Below are 19,545 nucleotides of genomic sequence, written 5' to 3'. Positions count from 1 at the left end.
TCTCTACTTCTTTCTCATTAATCAAGTACTCGTGAACCGCCAGCTACTTCAGCAATATAGAAGCTTGGTGCATAACCAACGACTTCTTCATAACGTTGACCAACTGCTTTTTTGAAATCTTCAACTTTATCTTTATTTACAAGTGCGATGGCACATCCGCCGAATCCCGCTCCTGTCATACGAGCTCCAAGAACACCTTCTTGTTCCCATGCTGTGTGTGCCAAAGTATCAAGTTCAAGACCTGTAACTTCGTAATCATGTTCCAATGACACGTGAGAAGCATTCATAAGGCGTCCAAAGCCTTCCAAATCTCCTGCTTCAAGAGCTTTACGAGCTTGAAGTGTACGTTGATTTTCAAGAACTGCATGGCGAGCACGTTTGATACGGTTTTCATCTTTAATCAAGTAACTATAGGCATCAAACGTCCAGAGGTCCAATTCACCAAGTGTTTGGATATCAAGCTTTTCTTGGAGTTCAGATACTGCTGTTTCACATTCAGCACGACGTTCATTGTATTTAGAATCAGCCAATTCACGACGTTTGTTAGTGTTCATGATAACAACAACATTGTCTTTAAGGTCAAGTGGTACCAAATCATAATCTAAAGTATTTGTATCCAAGTAAATCGCACGTTGATCAGCTCCCATACCAATAGCGAATTGGTCCATGATACCAGAGTTAACGCCGATAAAGTCATTTTCAGTCTGCTTACCGATTTTAACCAAGTCAAGGCGTTCCAGTTTAAGGTCATAAAGTTTTTCAGCAATAACACCAATCAACAATTCCAAAGATGATGATGATGACAAACCTGATCCGTTTGGAATGTTACCATAGATGTAAATATCCATGCCTGAATCAATCGTATGACCAGCCTCTTGCAAGAAATGAAGAACACCTTTTGGATAGTTTGTCCAGTTGTGTTCTTTTTCAAAACGAAGATTTTCAAGTGGTACTTCGATGATTCCCTTATCTTCAAAGTTACCTGAGAAGAAACGCAAAACTTTGTCATCACGTTTACGGGCCGCTCCGTAAGTACCTAGAGTAATAGCTGCTGGGAACACATGTCCACCGTTGTAGTCTGTGTGTTCACCAATCAAATTAATACGACCTGGAGAAAAGAAAGTATGGTCTGCTTCTACACCAAAAACTTCTTTAAACTTTTCTCTTAACTGTGATGTCTTCATAGGATGTACCTCGCTTATTCTTTTTTACACTAACAGTGTAACCCCTTTCACAAGGAAAATCAATGTTTTTACTGTTTTTTTAGTAAAATATAGGTAAAATTTTAGAATTTATGGTATACTTTGGAAGAAAGGAGAACAAAATGGCTACATTAAAAGATATCGCAAAATTGGCTGATGTATCAATCGCAACTGTCTCACGTGTTCTCAACCAAGATGAAAACCTCTCCGTTACTGAAGAAACCAGGCACCGTATTTTAACTGCGGCAGATGAAATCGGATATACCAAACATAAGAAAATCGGAAACTTGAAAAAAGAGAAACATCAAGTGGCAATTATCCAATGGGTAAGTGAGGAAGATGAGTTAGACGACATCTACTATTATAATATTCGACTCGGCATTGAAAAAAGGGCTCAGGAACTCGACTACGAGATTCTACGATATTTTAACGATATCCCCTTTAACCTGGCTGAAGAGGTTATCGGAGTAATTTGTATCGGAAAATTCAGTAAATCTCAAATTTCTGATTTTGAAGCACTGGGGAAACCCCTTGTATTTGTGGATAGCGATACCTTAACCCAGGGACACCCTTGTGTCACGACCGATTTTGAAAATGCTGTTCAGACTGCCCTCCAATATTTAAAAAAACAAGGGTGTCAATCAATCGGACTTTTAACAGGCGAGGAGAAGACAACCGACTTGCAAGAAATTATTACTGATTCACGTCGGCGTGCCTATCGCAATTTTTGTATTGAAGAGGGAATTTACGACGCTAATCTCATTTTGACAGGAAACTTTAGTGCTCTATCTGGTTATGAACTTATCAAAGCTAAACTAGAGACACAGGAGAAACTTCCAGATGCCTTTTTTGCCGCAAGTGATAGCTTAGCTATTGGAGCACTCAAAGCTTTTCAAGAAGCTGGCCTCATTGTTCCAGATCAGATTCAAATCATTTCTTTTAACGATACAATCATGGCAAGACAGGTATTTCCTCCCTTATCTTGTGTCACGGTCTACACCGAAGAAATGGGACGAACGGCCATGGATGTCCTCAATAAACAAGTCCTGGCTCCACGAGAAATTCCAACTCTTACCATGTTAGGTACGAAATTAACCTTGAGGGGTAGTACGAAGGAAAGGACAATCCGACTGCCAACTAACCCATGATTACTCAATAGACTAAAAAGTGGTCGTCAACTGTAAGTTGACAACCACTTTTTATTTCACTTTCACACAAATAGCATCCCAGGCTTGGAGTTTTCCTTGGTCTGCAATTGGCTCTAATTCGGTATTTGCAATGACAACTTCTGCTTTGTCAAAATCATAACAGAAGTCTTGTTCTTGGTCTGATAGGTTGACTACAACCAGATAACTGCTATCTTTGGTTTTCCGAATATAAGCAAACACTTTGTCAGTTGTCTCCAAGAGTTCAAAGTCAGCATCTACCAACCAATCTTGAGTCTTACGAAGCTCTACGAGCTTCTGATATGTATAGAAAATTGATTCTGGATTGGCAAGGGCTGATTCAACATTTATGTCCTTATAGTTTGGATTAACAGGTAACCAAGTCTTATCCGATATGCTAAATCCAGCATTTTTAGATGTATCCCATTGCATTGGTGTTCGAGCATTGTCACGACCCACCTGACGGATTTGGTCCATGATAACTTCTATCGATGCCCCTTTTTCGAGAGCCTCTTTGGCATAGTTGAGAGATTCAATGTCATTCAATTCTTCCAAAGTTCTAAAAGGATAATTGGTCATGCCGATTTCTTCACCTTGATAAATGTAAGGTGTTCCTCTCATCAGATGAAGGAGGATAGCCAAGGCCTTGGCTGACTTCTCACGATAGACACCAGTATCTCCCCACATTGAGAGAATACGAGGTAAGTCGTGGTTGTTCCAAAAAAGTGAGTTCCACCCTTGTCCCAACTCTAACTCGGTTTGCCATTTATTAAAAATAGCCTTAAGTGCTGAAACATCCAACTCCTTCTCATACTCCCATTTAGGGCTATCTGGCTTATGCTGAAGTCCAATATGTTCAAACTGGAAAACCATTGAAAGTTCTTGATTATCAGGATTTGAATACTGTTTAGCAATTTCAGGTGTCGCTCCCCAGGTTTCACCAACGGTTAGAAGGTCATGCTTGCCAAAGCTCGCCTGGTTCATTTCCTTGATGTAATCGTGAAGCCTTGGACCGTTTGTATCAATCAGTTGATCTGGAATCTTACCAATCATATCAATCACATCCATGCGGAAACCACCGATTCCCTTATCAATCCAGAAATTCATCATGTCATAAACTTTCTGGCGCAACTGTGGATTTTCCCAATTGAGGTCTGGCTGTTTCTTACTAAAGAAATGCAGATAATATTGCCCTGAGGTCTCATCATATTCCCAAGCAGATCCACTAAAGATAGATACTAACTCATTAGGTTTATCTCGCCAGATGTAGAAATCTCGTTCAGGACTTTCTGGATTTTTACGCGCTTCGATGAACCATGCATGTTCATCAGAGGTATGGTTAACCACCAAGTCCATAACAATTTGAATATCACGCTTCTTGGCTTCCACCAAAAGCTCATCCATGTCACTCATGTCTCCAAAAATATCTGCAATAGCCTCATAGTTAGCGATATCATAGCCATTGTCATCCATTGGACTGTCATAGACAGGCGAAAGCCATAGGGCTGTTATTCCGAGTTTTTGAAGATAATCTAGTTTACTTGTAATCCCCTTGAGATCACCGATACCATCACCATTGGAATCCATGAATGATTTAGGGTAAATTTGATAAATCGTAGCTTTATGCCACCAGTATTTTTGCATGATTCTACTCCTTGTTTTTATTATCATCATGAGTCTGATGGTTCTATTTTACGTTTTTCTAGAAGTTATGCAAGCGTTTTCTCTCGTTGTTTAAAACATTTCAATGACCTATACTCCAGACTCCTTAAATTTTTGGTAATGTTGAAAAACAATAGAGTTGAAATGTAAGGTTAGCCTTTGATTATTTTAACAATACAAAAAAACGATAGTTAATACGGCTCTATAATTTCTGTAGTGGGTAAAACTACTGTAGAGATTATAGAGCTTTTTGAATGCAGACAAAAAGTCCCATAAGAACTATAATGAAAAGCAACCAAACCATCATTAGGAAGAACTTATGAGACTTATTAAGAATACCACAGAATTAATCGGAATTAAAGACCAAAATATCAATATTTCACTTGTTTTTGAAACTGATACTCATATCGAGATTCAAGCAAAACTCGATTATCCTGCACCATCATGTCCTCATTGCCATGGAAAAATGATCAAGTACGACTTTCAAAAGCCTTCTAAAATCCCTCTTCTCGAACAAGCGGGAACTCCAACACTACTACGTCTGAAGAAACGCCGCTTCCAGTGTAAAAATTGTAGGAGAGTCACGGTAGCTGAGACATCAATCGTTGAGAAAAACTGTCAAATCTCCAACCTTGTCCGACAAAAGCTTACACAACTCCTAACTGAGAAGATGTCACTAACTGATATTGCCAGAAAGCTTCGTGTGTCGACGTCCACTGTCTATCGTAAGCTCGACCAGTTTACTTTCAAGGAACATTATGACAAGCTCCCTACTGTTATGTCCTGGGATGAGTTTGGGTTCAAGAAAGGGGAATTCGCTTTTGTAGCCCAGAATTATGAGACAAACGAACTCATAACCATCCTTGATAATCGTCGCCAAACCACTATACGAAACTACTTTTTGAAGTATCCATTGAAAGTCCGACAACAGGTACAGTTTATCACGATGGATATGTCTGGGACCTATATGCCACTAGCCAAAAAACTTTTTCCAAACGCCAAAATCGTTCTTGATCGTTTCCACATTATCCAGCACCTTGGTCGAGCATTTTTAAAGACAAGAATTGCTATTATGAACCAGTTTGATAAGAAGTCACTACCCTATCGAGCCTTGAAAAATCACTGGCGACTCTTTCAAAAGGACAGCCGTAAGCTATCGCTCAACTCTTTTTATTCAAAGACTTTCCGACAAACTTTAGCACCACATGAAGTCGTTGAGAAGACTCTAGACTTTTCAGAAGAGCTCGCTAATGACTACAACCTCTATCAGCTTTTGCTTTTTCACTTTCAGGAGAAGAGGGTAGATGAGTTTTTTGAGTCAATAGAGGAGAACATGAGCAAGGTCAATCACTACTTTCAAACGGTCTTTAGGACTTTTCTTAGACACAAGCAATACATCAAGAATGCGCTAGAAACTGACTATTCAAACGCGAAACTCGAAGCGACTAACAAGTTGATCAAAGACATCAAACGGTTGGGCTTCGGTTTTAGAAACTTCATCAACTTTAAGAAACGTGTCTTCATCACTCTAAACATAAAAAAAGAGAAGACCTATCAGGTCCTCTCTAGATGTTAGCTTTTCGTCACCCACTACAGTTGACAAAGAGCCGTTAATACCTTAACCGTCGCTTTTTTACTTTTTGGGCAAGACCATAACAAAGCGCCTCCCCGTAGAACTTTCCTCAAATCTATAGCTAAGTTCCTCATGTTCTAGAAGGTATTTGACCACAAAAAGTCCTAATCCCCCTTCTTTCTTAGCTTGAGCTTTAGTTGAAGAATTTTCTTTAGATACAATTGTATTTTCAATGACAAAATCGGTTCCTCCATTTTCTAAACCTATTCGAACCACTCCACCCTTATCAGAATGCTTGACGGCATTACTGATAATATTTGAGAGAACCAATTTCAAAATAGCTAAATTCATGAAAATACTAGTTATCGGAAGATAATTTTCAATTGATAGGGAGCGAGTCTCAACCAACACTTGATTTTGAGTGAGTATGCGATTTACCACATCATCTAACTGGATCCACTCCTTGTCTCCAGCCAATTCTTGGACAGAGGACAGGGACAGGATTTCTAGAACGATCTGGTTCATCTCATCGACGATATCGAGGGAGACCGACAGGTAGCGGTCCCGATCCTTGTAGCGGCCAATATTATCTCGCATATTTTCTAGGATAATTTTCAAGCTAGCTAGAGGCGTCTTGAGTTCATGCGAAGCCCCTCTTAGAAATTCGACCTTCATCTGCTCTAACTTCAGATTTTCCTGTTTCTGCTGCTCTAGATTGTCGATTACTTCTAGGAGATGGTGATAGAGGTCGTTGATCTGTTGCTTGAGAACGCCGATCTCATCCTGCGAGTGAATGGGAAGACTAGCTGTCCGATCCAGGCGCTTCATCCGCTTGGTCATCTGCTTGATCTCAAGGATTGGAGCAGAAATCATGCGGGCATAGAGATAGGAGGCAATCAGCGACAGAACAAAGGAAGCCAGAAGACTATAGGGAAGAAAGCCCAGACTGATGTCCCGCGCTTCCTTTTGAGAATCGACGGTCGCTAAGAATTGCAAGGTCAAGTCTTGTCCTTCTTTAGTCTGAATTTTTCGCTCTTCAATGACCAAGGAATTATTCTGGCTGTTAGGGTTTACGAGTAGGTCATCCTTGACCTCTATGGCATTTTGTTTTTCCTTGCCCTTGATAGATATCTTGATATCATTAGTCTTGGAATAAAGGTCGATGACGGACTCAATGGTCCCTTCTTCCTGCCCCTGGAAACTCTTAGCTAGGGCCTCTGATTTCTTCAAAATCGTCTGGCGCTGGGACTCGATATAGGTCGAGGGGAAAATAAAGTAAACCGAAGCGTGTAGAAGGATGACTAAGCCACTAAAAAGGGCAAAGGTGATCAGAAAGATCTTTGCAAAGATACTCCGTTTGGTCATGGTCTCTCCAATTTATAGCCGACATTGCGTACCGTTACGATACAGTCCAGCTCCAGTTTTTTTCGTAGCTCCTTGATATAGACATCGATCACCCGGTCAAAAGGAATCTCCTCCGTCTCCTTCCAGACGGCATCGAGGATCTGAGAGCGGGTCCGGGCCTTGCCCTCATGTTGGAGCAAGTATTCCAAGATTTCCAACTCCTTGGCATTCATGGAAATAGCTTGCCCAGCTAGGCTGGCTGTATAACTCTCAAAATCCACCCGTGCCTCTCCATAGGTGAAGACCCGTGAAGGTTGGAGCTTTTTAAAAATAGCTTCGATACGGACCTTCAAGAGGGACAAGGAGAAGGGTTTTTCTAGGTAGCCATCTGCCAACTCTCCAAAAGCTGTCAACTTATAGTCCTCGTCATGGAAGGCCGTTAGCATGAGGACAGGGACTGAGCTGGTCTTCCGGATGGTCTTGAGGACTTCCAAGCCATTGAGGATAGGAAGCTGGATGTCCAGCAAGACTAAATCCGGAGCTTCTCTGTGAAAGATATCCAGGGCCTCCTGCCCATCGCCTGCTTCAAAGACCTCATAGCCACATTCCATGAGATAGTCGCTCATCCCTTCTCGAATCAGGACTTCATCTTCTACGATTAGTATCTTCATACATTATCCTTTTAATCTATATATGGTCTCTTTCTTCCATTATACCGTTTTTTATAGGTGCAGCAAACTTATCATTCAACATCAACTAAGAGATCCTTGGGTTTCTTGTGAAGAAGCCAGCGAGAAGAAATCAAGGATACCAAGCTTAAAATAAATCCACCGACTAGAATGACTACCAAAAGTTGCTTAGGTTGGACTGTCATGTGAATCTGAGTCAGAGTCTTGCTGAAGCTCTCTGCCTCAGCCCCTCCACCGAGATTTGCAGCTAGAGATTCTTTTGTCATTTGCTTACTGATACCTTCAGTAACATTGGAAAGGACTGTATTACCAACTTTTTCGGCAAAGAAACTAGCTAAACCATATGACAAAAGAAAGGCTGGTAAGGCAATCATCAGCAATTCTATTAAAAATTGACCCGCAACCTGTGTCTTTTTAAGTCCCAAGGACAAAAAGATACCAACTTCTCTACGACGAGCATTTAACCATAAAATTAACAGAAGGGTTAGCAATAAACTTGTAAAAATGAGACTTCCAATAAACATACGGTTTGCCACACGATACATCCCAAGAATAGATTTCTGTAAAGCAGGGTAATTTGACGAGCTCTTAACAAGATCGTAGAGGGACCAGTTAATATTCAACTTTTTAATCTTTGCTATCAAGGAATCAAGATTTTGATCGCCTTTAGCAAAGAAAGTGGCATCCTCATAAGTGGCAGTTTCTACAGTATTACCATAGAGTTTTGCTACTGTATCTAGATCAGTGATGAGGGTGTTTTCATACAACTCCTGAGCATAGGTAACGGCTGCTTTATTTTGACCAGAAAATAAACCTTTGATAGTCACTTCTACTGTTTCATCAGCCCTTTTTTCGTTATCAGCGTCATAGAGATTAGATTTAAGCTTTACTTTATCTCCTACATTAAGACCATTCTTTTTAGCTAAATCTTCGTGCATCAAGATTTGATTATGATCCTTATCGGTTAGATGTTCTCCTTCAACTAGTTTATAAGCACCTGAAACAAATTTGTCTTCTTTTGATGAGTCATTGACTCCTGTCAACATCAAGGTAGACTTAAAATTTTTAGCACGTTCTGGAGACTGATTTTGTAGCGTTTGCTCTGTTTCGATAATCTCATAATCTAGTAAATCACCAATACCATTTATCCGTTTTATAGTCGAAACAATCCCTTTAGTCTCACTAATCTTTTTAATATCTTCTCCCTTAAGATTTCCAGCCCCACGAGGAGTTCCAGGATTCGTGTTACGATTAATCTGCATTGAAAAACTATTGGTAATTGACCCTAGACTCTTGGATGCAGCTTCTTGGGTTGCACTTCGCATAGCAAGTCCTAACAAACTAAGAGTACTCATCAAAAGAATAATAATTAACAGTAATAGTGACTTTGACCATTTTCGTGTAATATATGCAAAAGCGTTTCGAAACATAAGAGTCCTTTCTTTATTTTTTCTTTTCTATGAGTTGTTTCTTCTTCAACTCTAAAACCACATCAGATGCCTGAGCAACTTCCTTACTGTGCGTAACAACTATGACACATTTTTGGCGATCTAAGGCCATTCTTTTAAGGATAGCAATAATATCCTTCGCAGTTTCCTCGTCTAGATTTCCTGTCGGTTCATCTGCTAAGATAATTGGAGCCTCTGAAACCAAAGCTCGCGCAATAGCTACACGTTGTTGTTGCCCACCTGAAAGTTGCAGGACATTTCGATTAATTTGTTTTTCATCTAATCCCAATTCAGAAAGTATCTTCCTATCAGCATTTTTATTAACAAGTCGTACATTTTCTAAAGGTGTAAGATAATCAATGAGATTGTAATTTTGAAAAACAAGCGCAACATGGTGTCTACGATGATAACTAGAGCCTTTTTTCTTGATATTTTCTCCATTAAACAAGACCTGCCCCTTCTTGGGATAATCAAGACCTGCCAAAAGTGAAAGTAAGGTCGATTTTCCCGCTCCAGATTGCCCAATAATACTATAAAATTTACCTTTCTCGAAACGATAATTCACCTTCGAGAGGATAGCTTCACTTTTATTTTGATAACTATACGTAACATCTTTGAGTTCTAACATAGTGTTCCTTTCTCCTTAACTCATATTAGATAAGATTTCTTTTGGAGTTTTACGCCAAATGAGACCTGTTGTCACACCGAGCGATAATATTACCAAGACTAGAAGACTTAGATAAGATTGGCCTAAAGGTAGTCCCTGAGGTATTTGATCTAATAACTGAAGAGCCTGCTGCTGTCCTTGCTGTCCTATAAATTCTTGCAAAAACAGTCGACTTAGTAGCCGTCCAATAGCAAGGGCAGGTAGCAAAGACATAAGGGACACCAACAATATCTCCATAAGAAATTGAGCAAAAATGCGTCCCTTACTCTTCCCAATTGCTAAAAGAATACCTATCTCATGATTTCGCTCACGCGTCCATAGTGCCATTAAAAATGAGAGGACCCCTGCTCCTGTAACAATTAAACTAATCATCATCGTTCTGACGATTCCTTGTAGCGCTTTAGACGATTCCTTCAAGGAGTCAAAAGCCTTACGGTCCTCGTCTAAACGTAGACGATTCCAATCGATTTCCAATTGTTCCACTTGTTTAATGACTTGATTGAGTCTATCTGGATTCTTAATACCAAAGGATAATTTTGTCACTAACTTATCAGTCAAATTAAGCAGTTGGCTATTATCGTCATAATGGAGGAAGATTTGATTTTCACTTAAATCTGAGGACATTCCAGTAAATGTCTCCTCCTTCTTGCCAGAAAAAATACCAACGATATCAAAGGTCATTTCCCTAGCTCCACTTTCAGTCATCTGGAAATTGGACAAGGTCAGCTTATCTCCGACGCTTAGCTTATTTTTCCTAGCAAGCGATTCATGAATCATAATTTGCCTTTTAGCAGATATGTGCTTCCCCTTAATGAGTTGAAAAGCACCACTCCTAAAATCAACACTTTGGCCTGTTTCCTTAGTAAAAGTGGCTCCCAAGGCTTGATTAGCCTCATTATTAAGATCATCACGTTCCACCGTTTGTTTTCCTGTAACTACCTTCTTATCGATAAGTCGCACCGGACTTACATATTGAGGTATCGTTGAAATCACATCAGATAGATGACTAATCTTTGCCCCCTCTTTCCAGGAAAAGGCACTCCCTCTTTCTTTACTTACCAGATCAAAACTTGCCCCACTTGACTTCCTGATTTGTGCCTCCATTCCTCCACCAACTTGCATAAGAGAAAAACAAAAGTACAAGCAAGATAATATCAAAAATAAAATAAGAAAAAGGATAAAATTCCGCGTTTTTTTGCGGAAAATATAAGCAACTGCCTGTTGTAAGAGAACCATCTTCCACCTCCATTTAAGACATTGGCCCTCAGCTACACCAAAGATAAATGAGGACTCTTCATTTTTCTTATCCTAATTATAGACGACAAATGTGAAACCTTTATGAAATTCAATATTCTAAAGTGATTGTTATCTAAAAATCTAACTGCTGAGATGAGAACTCCAATTAAATAATAACTCTAAAGGACTATCATAAAAAATACGTTTCATGATTGACTTCACATCTTTTTCTCCCATAAATCGTCTTTCGCTAATAGCATTTACCCTCGGCATTTGATATAATTTTTCTCAGAGGTATTTTTATTTATGAAGAAACAAGCTTTTAGTTCTGAACAGTATTTGAATCTGCAACGCGACCATATTTTGGATCGCATTAACCAGTTTGACGGCAAGCTCTACTTGGAGTTTGGTGGTAAGATGTTGGAAGATTTCCACGCTGCCCGCGTCCTTCCTGGTTATGAACCTGACAATAAAATCAAGCTCCTTCAAGAGCTCAAAGATCAGGTCGAAGTAGTCATTGCCATCAATGCTAGCAATATCGAGCATTCTAAGGCTCGAGGTGACCTTGGCATTTCCTACGACCAAGAGGTCCTTCGTCTGATTGATAAGTTCAACGAGCTCAATATCTATGTGGGTTCTGTTGTTATTACGCAGTATTCTGGTCAACCTGCAGCTGATGCTTTCCGTAACCAATTGGAAAAAAATGGCATCACGTCTTACATCCACTACCCTATCAAGGGCTATCCAACGGATATGAACCATATCATTTCTCCTGAGGGTATGGGGAAAAACGACTATATCAAGACTAGTCGTAACCTTATCGTCGTTACTGCCCCTGGTCCTGGTTCTGGTAAATTGGCGACATGTATGTCTAACATGTACCACGACCAAATCAATGGCATCAAGTCAGGTTATGCTAAATTTGAAACCTTCCCAGTTTGGAATTTACCACTTCATCACCCAATTAACTTGGCCTATGAAGCTGCCACTGCAGACCTTGATGATGTCAATATGATTGACCCATTCCACTTGGAAACTTACGGCAAAACTACGGTAAACTACAACCGTGACATCGAGATTTTCCCAGTTCTCAAACGTATGCTTGAACGTATCCTTGGTGAGTCTCCTTATGCTTCACCTACAGATATGGGTGTTAACATGGTTGGTTTTGCCATTACAGATGATGAGGCTGCCAAAGAAGCTTCTAAACAAGAAATCATCCGTCGCTACTATCAAACTGTACTTGATTTCAAAAATGAACGCGTTCCTGAAACCGCTGTCAAGAAGATTGAGTTGCTCATGAACGATCTTGGTATTACTCCTGAAGATCGCCAAGTGGTCGTTGCAGCACGCGCTAAGGCTGAAGAAACAGGTGGTTCTGCTCTTGCCCTCGAATTGCCAAATGGCCAAATCGTCACTGGTAAAAATTCAGAACTCTTTGGTCCAACTGCGGCTGCTTTAATCAACGCTATCAAGACTTCTGCAGGTATTGATAAGGATACTAAACTTATCGAGCCTGAGGTGGTTAAACCTATCCAAGGTCTGAAAATTGACCATTTAGGTAGCCGTAACCCTCGCCTCCACTCAAACGAAATCCTCATTGCCTTGGCCATTACTGCTGCCAACAATGCGGATGCGGCGCATGCCATGAAGGAACTTGGTAACCTCAAAGGTTCTGAAGCTCACTCAACAATCATTCTTACCGATGAAGACAAAAATGTTCTTCGTAAGCTCGGTATCAATGTGACCTTTGATCCTTACTATCAATACGACAAATTGTACCGTAAGTAATTCATGATTTAAAACAAGAAAGACCTCAGTTTTACCAACTGGGGTCTTTTCGAAATCACTTTAGCTGGAGAAAGAAAAAAGGGAAACTCTATCGAGTTCCCTTTTTGATAACCCACTCTTTCGTCTCGACCCGTTCCCAATGAAAAGGGAGTGGCCTAGCATTATTATGAAAAAGTGAGTTAAAGGTATCAAACAGAGGGCTAAGCCACTCCCGATTCTAATCAGCCTACGATTTCTAACTTGAGAAAAGGTAAGCTAAAAAGCAAAATTATAGTAGATAGGACAGCAACAAGTGGGAGGTAACGACCTCCAACAAGATAAAGTAACAATGGCGCTATCGCTATAAAGCGATTTAGAAAATTGCTAGTAACACGGACAATTTGCCCATCCTCCACCGTAATAGTGTTAGACTTGTAACCCAATTTTCCGACACTCAAACGAGCTTTTGACGATGGTAGGGAAACGCTCACGTCTTCCACTCCAGAAACTGTCCCCACAAGACTACTGTCTACGCGAATAGGACTCTTTCTAGCTACCTTGCTCGCTTCGATTGTAATACTAGCCACTAGTCATCTCCTTTTCCTATCTTTTCATTTATAGTATACACCTTTTGAAACGCTTACACAAGGGAAATGACTGTTAAATCAAGATTTCTTGAAAATGTTTTATGTTTTCAAAAGTTCTTAAACCGCTTTGAGGGACTTTGGAAATATTGGTTTTTTAATAGTAAAAAGGGCTCAGTCCTATCTAATACAGAACTGAACCCTTTCCTATAACAATTTGTCTATCCTGTTGGGATAAGTGCCTGAGGGGGATAATATTCCTATACGGGAATGGTGGCACTTTCCCTACAAAAGACCAAATTTACTTAGGCTAATCCATGAACATAAGCATCTACAGCAACGATGGCTTGCGCAATATCAGAGGCTTTCACTTCAAATGGCATTTGATGGATAGTTTCTCCTTCAATAGTCGCTTGTTGACCAACCTTGAGAAGATCTTCATAGCTTGCATTTTCAAGATGCATTTCTTTAAGAGTAGTTGGCATGCCAATTTGTTGATAGAAGCGAATGTATTTATCCAAAACTTCTTTTGGACGATTTTCTAAGAACAATTGCACAAGAGTTCCGTAGGCTACTTTTTCACCATGAGTCAAATGGTGAATATCGCCAGTGAGAGCTGTGAAACCATTATGGATGGCATGAGCAGCAGCCAAACCACCACTTTCAAATCCAATACCACTAAGAAGGGTATTAGCTTCAATAATATTTTCTAGGGCAGGCGTTACCACTTTAGCTTCACAAGCGGCCATGGCTTGTAGACCATCTGCAAAAAGAATCTCTTCACAGCGTTCAGCAATGGCAACCCCTGCTAGAGTTTGGTGTTTACCTAGCATAGTTTTTCCGTTGGCTTGCATAACTGCTCGAGCTTCTACCCAAGTTGCTAAGCCATCTGCAATACCAGATGCTAACAAACGTTTTGGTGCTTGAGAGATCACTTTACTATCCACCAAAACCAACTCTGGGTTCTTAGAATAGAAGATATAGCGCTCAAAGGCACCCTCGTCAGTATAGATAACAGACAAAGCTGAAACTGGAGCATCTGTAGATGCGATAGTTGGGGCAATAACAACTGACGATTGTAGAAGGTCTGCAATAGCTTTAGCACTATCGATAGTCTTACCACCACCGAGTCCAATAACTAAATCACAGCCTTCTTCTTTGGCTAGGCTGACCACACGATTAATTTCATTATCCGATGCTTCTCCATTAAAGAAGACTGGTACAACTGTGAGTCCATTTTGAACAAGGTATTCTTCGAAACGTTTACCTACAATATCATAAACTACTGAGTCACATAGTAAAACAGGATGAGTTCCCAATTCTGAAATGGCTTTTGCATTTTCAAATAAGGCATTTTCACCTTGAATGTAACGTGACGGACTTGCAAAATTTCTCATGTCTTTCTCCTTTGACATAAATGTATTTATATAGAATCGGTTAAATGGACCTATTCCTATCTTATGCAGGGCTAAATCCTTTTAAGAGACTGTCTATCTTTTGTAGTCAGGACATTATACTGGTCTTGTTTATCATCTAATCGCTACTCTTCTTCTGGGTAGACCAAGCCCCAGTCTTTGCGGAGTTGAGTCATAAGTTCCATGACATCTCGGCTGTAATTGAGGTAGCTATGATCGTCCTCGCCTGCAACAGCTGCTTCCATGTCTAGGACCTCATACTGGAGGGCTTTGGCGGTTTCTCCGGCCTCGATGACTTCTTGTGAGCCATCTTCTGTATAGGTGATGACTGCCTTTTGCCCACGTGGGTATTCGTAAAGTTCGATATAGCCCTTGTCATAAGCGATAGTGCCACGTTTAGGTTGTTTGGCATGAAGACTCAGTGTCACTGTTGCCATTTCCCCTTCTGCATTGGTAAGGAGAATACCCGCTTGTTCATCAACACCAGTTGGAGCTAATTTAACCTGTGAAACCATCTCTGTCGGTTGCGACGTCATGAACCAACGTACGAAAGATAAGGCATAGACACCGATATCAAGTAAAGCACCACCTGCCAGATTACGATTGAAAAAGCGGTTGGTCATGTCATATTCTTTATAGGAACCAAAGTTCATCTGGATAACCTTAAGAGGTCCCAACTTACCACTTTCCACGATTTCAGAGAGTTTTCGATAGATAGGCATATGGAAAATGGTCATGGCTTCTGCCAGTTTGACATGATTTTCTTCAGCAAGTTTTATAGCTTCTGCCAATTCCTCACTATTTAGGGTGATGGATTTTTCACAGAGGACGTGCTTGCCAGCTGCTAAGGCCTTGCGAAGGTAATTAATATGCGTATTGTGAGGCGTTGAGATGTAGATAATATCCACTTCAGGATCTTCAAAGACTTGGTCAATCTCTTCATAAACCTTTTCAATACCATATTTCTCAGCGAAGGCTACACCCTTGTCATAGGTACGATTGGCAACGGAATAGAGTTTCCCGCCAAGAGCTTCCAAAGCTTGTGCCAATTCGTTGGCAATAACGCCAGTTCCAAGACTAGCCCAGTTGTACTTAATTTGATTTGTCATAGTTTTCCTTTATTCTATTTTTGAATAGTCAATTCATTAATCTGAGATAAGATTTCAACCTCACTCGCTCCTGCCTGAAGCAAGGCTGCAGCCGCATAAGCCCCCTCAATGAGAGGTACCTGTTGAATAAGGATTTCCTTGTCTGAAAATTCCTCAAGCATTTCCAAATTCATACGGGCACTGCCTAAGTCGTAAAAGGCCAGAAGGCGATTGGCTGGCTGACTGTCCACAGCCACTTGAACATGGTCAAAACTAGATCCCAGGCCGCCATCTTCCAGACCACCTGTAGCCGTCAAAGGGATATCTGGAGCGACTTCACGAATCAGGCTCACCAAACCTTTAGCAATATCCGCAGAGTGGGACACAATCACAATTCCAAGTTCTGGCATATCCTAGCCCTCCGCTTCTAGCAAGGCTTTGAAGAGTAGACCAGACGAATAAGAGCCTGGATCAATGTGACCAATAGAACGCTCACCTACATAAGAGGCACGCCCCTTGGTAGCCACAACTTCCTTGGTTGAAAGAACAGCTTGATCAATAAGGTCATTGGTTAATTGACCTTGTTTGACAGCTTCAACAACTGGGTGCCAAACATCCACCATGGTCTTTTCACCAACTTGTGCATGACCACGTTTTTTAATCATCTCGAGACCTGCCTCAAGCACTCCTGCCAAATCTTGACCAGCTTGTTCAGCCTTCATCATGCCCATAAAGGCAGACCCATAAAGCGGACCTGAGGCACCGCCAACCTTACTAATCAAGGCCATAGACACCGCCTTGAACACTTCTGCTGCACTTTGTGGTTCAGTGCTGTTAATAGCCTCGATGGCTGCCGCCATGCCACGCGCCAAGTTAGCACCATGATCACCATCTCCAATAGGACCGTCTAATTCAGACAAGTGGTCTTTTTCTGCTTCAACCTTTTGATCAAAGCATTGCATCCATTTTACTGCAACTGTTTTATCCATAATATACCTAATTTCTAGTTTTCATGTCAGACTACCAAGCAATGGTCTTAACAGGACTCTCCAGAGCCTCAAGCCAAGCGTCATCTTCAATCTTCATGAGCGTCAATGAAAGACCTGCCATATCAATCGATGTCATGTAGTTACCTAATTTTTTATAGGCCACTTCTAGTCCAACTTCTCCAAGAATGCTTGCTACATCGTTAGCAAAGATATACTGCTCCATGAGAGGTGTCGCACCCATACCATTGATGAGAAGGGCATAGCGTTCACCTGCCTTAGCCTCAAAAGCTTCAAGGAGTTTCCCTGTCAATTCTTCAGCTAACTGGCGAGATGGTTGCATAGACTCCTTACGATAGCCTGGCTCACCATGAATACCAATACCGTACTCGATTTCATCCTCAGCTAGGACAAAACCAGGCTTACCAACCTCAGGAACCGTTGCACCGCTAAGGGCCAAACCAATGGTGTGGATGTTAGGAACGATCTTGTCAGCCAAGTCTTTGATTTCAGCCAGAGACTTACCTTCACGAGCCGCATGACCTAGGATTTTGTGAACGAAAATAGTACCTGCAACCCCACGACGACCTTGTGTATAGAGGCTATTTTCCACAGCAATGTCGTCGTCAACAACAACGCTAGCTACTTCAATCCCTTCCATCTCAGCTAATTCTTGAGCCATCTCGAAATTCATGATGTCACCAGAGTAATTTTTAACAACCATGAAGACACCAGCCCCTTGGTCCGCTTCCTTGATAGCTTCCAAAATCTGATCTGGCGTTGGTGACGTGAAGACAGCACCTGCAATGGCTGCAGAAAGCATACCATCACCTACAAAACCTGCGTGAGCTGGCTCGTGACCACTTCCACCACCAGAAATGAGACCAACCTGACCAGCAGCCTGCTCATTTCTTGCGATGATGTCAAACCCCTCAACACGATGTACCAAATCACTGTGAACATAAGCCAAGCCATCTAGCATCTCTGTCACTACATTTTCAGGTTTATTGATAATTTTTTTCATGGAATTGCCTCCTTTTCAAAGGTATCAACTATTTGCACTTACATTGGCTTCCTTCTGTGATTGTTAATTCCCTTTAAATAAAGGACTTCAAGGCTTTTTGAGAAAGACAGCGTAAAAATATGTAAACGCATACATTTAATAATTTAATTGTAGCATTTGCCTCTATCAATAGCAAGGCAAAAGTCAAGACCTCCATTTTCCTGACTTCTATCATTAAGTAGAAGAAAAATCTCATAGAAAGTCCTATTTTAGTCGCCAAAGCTATTGAAAAACCACCATTCAAACCTTATAATGGAATGACGAATTAAGCGATAAGGAGGTTCAAATGACCATCGATTTCCAAAGAGAGACAGAAACAGAAACTAAAAACGAAATGGATGCCGTCCTTCAGGCTGGCCGTGTCCTTATGGAGAGCGGTGCTGAGATTTACCGTATTGAAGACACCATGGGGCATATGGCCAAGTCTCTTGGTATCAGAGACTTTTCCACTTACGTGGTCAATCGAGGGGTAATGATCTCCGGACTCAACCGATCTGGTCTTAAGGAGTCTCGTGTCCTAGCTACCTCAGCTCCTTCTATCCATCTGGGCAAACTCGAGGAAGTTAACCGCCTGTCTCGTGAACTGGCAGAGCAACCAAATCAGCCTGTCTCTAGCATTTTTCAAAAGCTGAAAACTATTGAGCAGAAGACTTTCTATCGTCCTTTAGAGGATATTATAGCCTGTGTCATTGGTGCAGGGAGCTTCTCGCTAGCTCTGGGAAGTAGTTGGATTGATGGAACTGCTGCCGCTATATCTGGACTTTTTGTAGGGATTGGTATGCAGCTCTTTTCACGTTTTATTCATACCAGTTTCTTGCAGATTATCCTCTCTAGTGCCATCGCTGCTTTATCAGCCAATGTTCTCTACTATCTAGGAATCGGCCAACATCGTAGTGTCATTATCCTGGGAACCTTGATGATTTTGATTCCTGGGGCCTACTTTGTTAATGCCATACGAGAATTCACTCAGAACAACTACTATAGTGGTCTGGCCCTGATGCTGTCAGGGGTCTCCACTTGTCTGTCTATCTCTGTCGGTGTTCTTGCCATGATTTCACTTCTTCCCTTTGCGGAACAATTATCAGGCATGTTCTCAACACCATCTACCTCATGGCAGGAGGTCTTGATTCAAACCTTCATGGCAGGGCTGGGGACAGCAGCCTTCTCTGTGCTTTACCGAGTACCCAAGAAATACTTCTTAGACCTCGGAACCCTAGGTGCAGGCTCGTGGCTCCTCTACCTCTTGATTTGGAACAATACCCATCACGAAGTCCTTGCCATCCTCTTCCCAGCCCTTCTAGTCACATTCACCTCACGCTTCTTGGCCCACTACCGTAGATGTCCAGCTACAGTCTTCCTAGCCTCAAGCATGTTCCCACTCATCCCAGGGATGAGCTTCTACCGTGCGGTCTACTTCCTCTTGATTGGAAATTCGGACCTAGGTCTCAGCTTCCTACGTGCTTGTTTCCTGGCCTCATTTACCATCGCCATCGCCGTCAGTTTGACACAACAAATCCCTAGCCGCTATTTTGTATTAGGGAAAAAGAAATAAATTGTTAAAAGCCATTGGTTTTATATACCAGTGGCTTTTTTGGTGGCGTTCTAAAATCAGTGAATAGCATATTATGAATATCAAAAATACCCTACTCAAG

General features: G+C 41.2%; 16 protein-coding genes and 1 pseudogene. 4 read left to right on the top strand and 13 right to left on the bottom strand.

All coding sequences use genetic code 11. From position 1 onward, the window contains the following. Positions 1-17 precede the first annotated feature (17 nt). Complete coding sequence (locus NST80_RS03475) at positions 18-1,184, bottom strand: galactokinase (protein WP_183138168.1); 1,167 nt, start codon at positions 1,182-1,184, stop codon at positions 18-20. 140 nt (positions 1,185-1,324) lie between these two features. Between NST80_RS03475 and NST80_RS03470 the strand changes: the two genes are divergently transcribed. After that, positions 1,325-2,350, top strand: a complete 1,026-nt coding sequence (locus tag NST80_RS03470; RefSeq protein ID WP_193757568.1) for a LacI family DNA-binding transcriptional regulator — start codon at positions 1,325-1,327, stop codon at positions 2,348-2,350. A 51-nt stretch (positions 2,351-2,401) separates the two neighbouring features. On the opposite strand, the gene NST80_RS03465 is transcribed toward NST80_RS03470, so the two are convergent. Next, positions 2,402-4,012, bottom strand: a complete 1,611-nt coding sequence (locus tag NST80_RS03465; protein ID WP_183138166.1) for an alpha-glucosidase — start codon at positions 4,010-4,012, stop codon at positions 2,402-2,404. A 337-nt stretch (positions 4,013-4,349) separates the two neighbouring features. On the opposite strand from NST80_RS03465, the pseudogene NST80_RS03460 reads away from it, so the two are divergent. Continuing rightward, positions 4,350-5,599: pseudogene (locus tag NST80_RS03460) on the top strand (ISL3 family transposase). A 64-nt stretch (positions 5,600-5,663) separates the two neighbouring features. On the opposite strand, the gene NST80_RS03455 reads toward NST80_RS03460, so the two are convergent. The 5 genes from NST80_RS03455 to NST80_RS03435 form a co-directional block, all read right to left on the bottom strand. Further along, positions 5,664-6,968 (bottom strand): HAMP domain-containing sensor histidine kinase, encoded by a 1,305-nt coding sequence (locus NST80_RS03455; RefSeq protein WP_118172241.1) that lies wholly within the window; start codon positions 6,966-6,968, stop codon positions 5,664-5,666. Further along, positions 6,965-7,618, bottom strand: a complete 654-nt coding sequence (locus tag NST80_RS03450) for a response regulator transcription factor (RefSeq protein ID WP_045768546.1) — start codon at positions 7,616-7,618, stop codon at positions 6,965-6,967. The genes NST80_RS03455 and NST80_RS03450 overlap by 4 nt, the downstream gene beginning before the upstream one ends. Before the next feature lie 71 nt (positions 7,619-7,689). After that, positions 7,690-9,066 (bottom strand): FtsX-like permease family protein, encoded by a 1,377-nt coding sequence (locus NST80_RS03445; protein WP_342504640.1) that lies wholly within the window; start codon positions 9,064-9,066, stop codon positions 7,690-7,692. Between the two features lie 13 nt (positions 9,067-9,079). Next, positions 9,080-9,712 (bottom strand): ABC transporter ATP-binding protein, encoded by a 633-nt coding sequence (locus NST80_RS03440; protein WP_002885283.1) that lies wholly within the window; start codon positions 9,710-9,712, stop codon positions 9,080-9,082. Positions 9,713-9,727: 15 nt separating this feature from the next. After that, positions 9,728-10,987 carry an FtsX-like permease family protein gene (locus tag NST80_RS03435; protein ID WP_118172238.1) on the bottom strand — a complete coding sequence of 420 codons (1,260 nt, stop codon included), beginning with the start codon at positions 10,985-10,987 and terminating at the stop codon, positions 9,728-9,730. Between the two features lie 306 nt (positions 10,988-11,293). On the opposite strand from NST80_RS03435, the gene NST80_RS03430 reads away from it, so the two are divergent. Beyond that, positions 11,294-12,778, top strand: a complete 1,485-nt coding sequence (locus tag NST80_RS03430; protein ID WP_342504639.1) for a DUF1846 domain-containing protein — start codon at positions 11,294-11,296, stop codon at positions 12,776-12,778. Positions 12,779-12,999: 221 nt separating this feature from the next. On the opposite strand, the gene NST80_RS03425 is transcribed toward NST80_RS03430, so the two are convergent. The 6 genes from NST80_RS03425 to dhaK form a co-directional block, all read right to left on the bottom strand. Beyond that, positions 13,000-13,344 carry a hypothetical protein gene (locus NST80_RS03425; protein WP_002891292.1) on the bottom strand — a complete coding sequence of 115 codons (345 nt, stop codon included), beginning with the start codon at positions 13,342-13,344 and terminating at the stop codon, positions 13,000-13,002. Between the two features lie 302 nt (positions 13,345-13,646). Next, positions 13,647-14,738 carry a glycerol dehydrogenase gene (locus tag NST80_RS03420; RefSeq protein WP_037601104.1) on the bottom strand — a complete coding sequence of 364 codons (1,092 nt, stop codon included), beginning with the start codon at positions 14,736-14,738 and terminating at the stop codon, positions 13,647-13,649. A gap of 143 nt (positions 14,739-14,881) precedes the next feature. Further along, complete coding sequence (locus NST80_RS03415) at positions 14,882-15,865, bottom strand: Gfo/Idh/MocA family oxidoreductase (RefSeq protein WP_342504638.1); 984 nt, start codon at positions 15,863-15,865, stop codon at positions 14,882-14,884. A 14-nt stretch (positions 15,866-15,879) separates the two neighbouring features. Beyond that, complete coding sequence (gene dhaM, locus NST80_RS03410; RefSeq protein WP_021143900.1) at positions 15,880-16,254, bottom strand: dihydroxyacetone kinase phosphoryl donor subunit DhaM; 375 nt, start codon at positions 16,252-16,254, stop codon at positions 15,880-15,882. Between the two features lie 3 nt (positions 16,255-16,257). Next, positions 16,258-16,833 carry a dihydroxyacetone kinase subunit DhaL gene (dhaL, locus tag NST80_RS03405; protein ID WP_183138162.1) on the bottom strand — a complete coding sequence of 192 codons (576 nt, stop codon included), beginning with the start codon at positions 16,831-16,833 and terminating at the stop codon, positions 16,258-16,260. 31 nt (positions 16,834-16,864) lie between these two features. Beyond that, complete coding sequence (gene dhaK, locus NST80_RS03400) at positions 16,865-17,854, bottom strand: dihydroxyacetone kinase subunit DhaK (protein WP_183138161.1); 990 nt, start codon at positions 17,852-17,854, stop codon at positions 16,865-16,867. Positions 17,855-18,179: 325 nt separating this feature from the next. On the opposite strand from dhaK, the gene NST80_RS03395 reads away from it, so the two are divergent. After that, positions 18,180-19,445, top strand: a complete 1,266-nt coding sequence (locus NST80_RS03395; protein ID WP_048790027.1) for a threonine/serine exporter family protein — start codon at positions 18,180-18,182, stop codon at positions 19,443-19,445. Positions 19,446-19,545: the final 100 nt, after the last annotated feature.

The organism is Streptococcus sp. FSL K6-1323 (assembly GCF_038630745.1).
Classification (GTDB): domain Bacteria; phylum Bacillota; class Bacilli; order Lactobacillales; family Streptococcaceae; genus Streptococcus; species Streptococcus salivarius_D.
This window is presented reverse-complemented; position numbering and strand designations above follow the sequence as displayed.

What these genes read in the sequence shown, in the direction of transcription:
- NST80_RS03475 (WP_183138168.1), bottom strand. Translation starts at nt 1,184, where the DNA reads ATGAAGACATCACAGTTAAGAGAAAAGTTTAAAGAAGTTTTTGGTGTA.
- NST80_RS03470 (WP_193757568.1), top strand. Translation starts at nt 1,325, where the DNA reads ATGGCTACATTAAAAGATATCGCAAAATTGGCTGATGTATCAATCGCA.
- NST80_RS03465 (WP_183138166.1), bottom strand. Translation starts at nt 4,012, where the DNA reads ATGCAAAAATACTGGTGGCATAAAGCTACGATTTATCAAATTTACCCT.
- NST80_RS03455 (WP_118172241.1), bottom strand. Translation starts at nt 6,968, where the DNA reads ATGACCAAACGGAGTATCTTTGCAAAGATCTTTCTGATCACCTTTGCC.
- NST80_RS03450 (WP_045768546.1), bottom strand. Translation starts at nt 7,618, where the DNA reads ATGAAGATACTAATCGTAGAAGATGAAGTCCTGATTCGAGAAGGGATG.
- NST80_RS03445 (WP_342504640.1), bottom strand. Translation starts at nt 9,066, where the DNA reads ATGTTTCGAAACGCTTTTGCATATATTACACGAAAATGGTCAAAGTCA.
- NST80_RS03440 (WP_002885283.1), bottom strand. Translation starts at nt 9,712, where the DNA reads ATGTTAGAACTCAAAGATGTTACGTATAGTTATCAAAATAAAAGTGAA.
- NST80_RS03435 (WP_118172238.1), bottom strand. Translation starts at nt 10,987, where the DNA reads ATGGTTCTCTTACAACAGGCAGTTGCTTATATTTTCCGCAAAAAAACG.
- NST80_RS03430 (WP_342504639.1), top strand. Translation starts at nt 11,294, where the DNA reads ATGAAGAAACAAGCTTTTAGTTCTGAACAGTATTTGAATCTGCAACGC.
- NST80_RS03420 (WP_037601104.1), bottom strand. Translation starts at nt 14,738, where the DNA reads ATGAGAAATTTTGCAAGTCCGTCACGTTACATTCAAGGTGAAAATGCC.
- NST80_RS03415 (WP_342504638.1), bottom strand. Translation starts at nt 15,865, where the DNA reads ATGACAAATCAAATTAAGTACAACTGGGCTAGTCTTGGAACTGGCGTT.
- dhaM (WP_021143900.1), bottom strand. Translation starts at nt 16,254, where the DNA reads ATGCCAGAACTTGGAATTGTGATTGTGTCCCACTCTGCGGATATTGCT.
- dhaL (WP_183138162.1), bottom strand. Translation starts at nt 16,833, where the DNA reads ATGGATAAAACAGTTGCAGTAAAATGGATGCAATGCTTTGATCAAAAG.
- dhaK (WP_183138161.1), bottom strand. Translation starts at nt 17,854, where the DNA reads ATGAAAAAAATTATCAATAAACCTGAAAATGTAGTGACAGAGATGCTA.
- NST80_RS03395 (WP_048790027.1), top strand. Translation starts at nt 18,180, where the DNA reads ATGACCATCGATTTCCAAAGAGAGACAGAAACAGAAACTAAAAACGAA.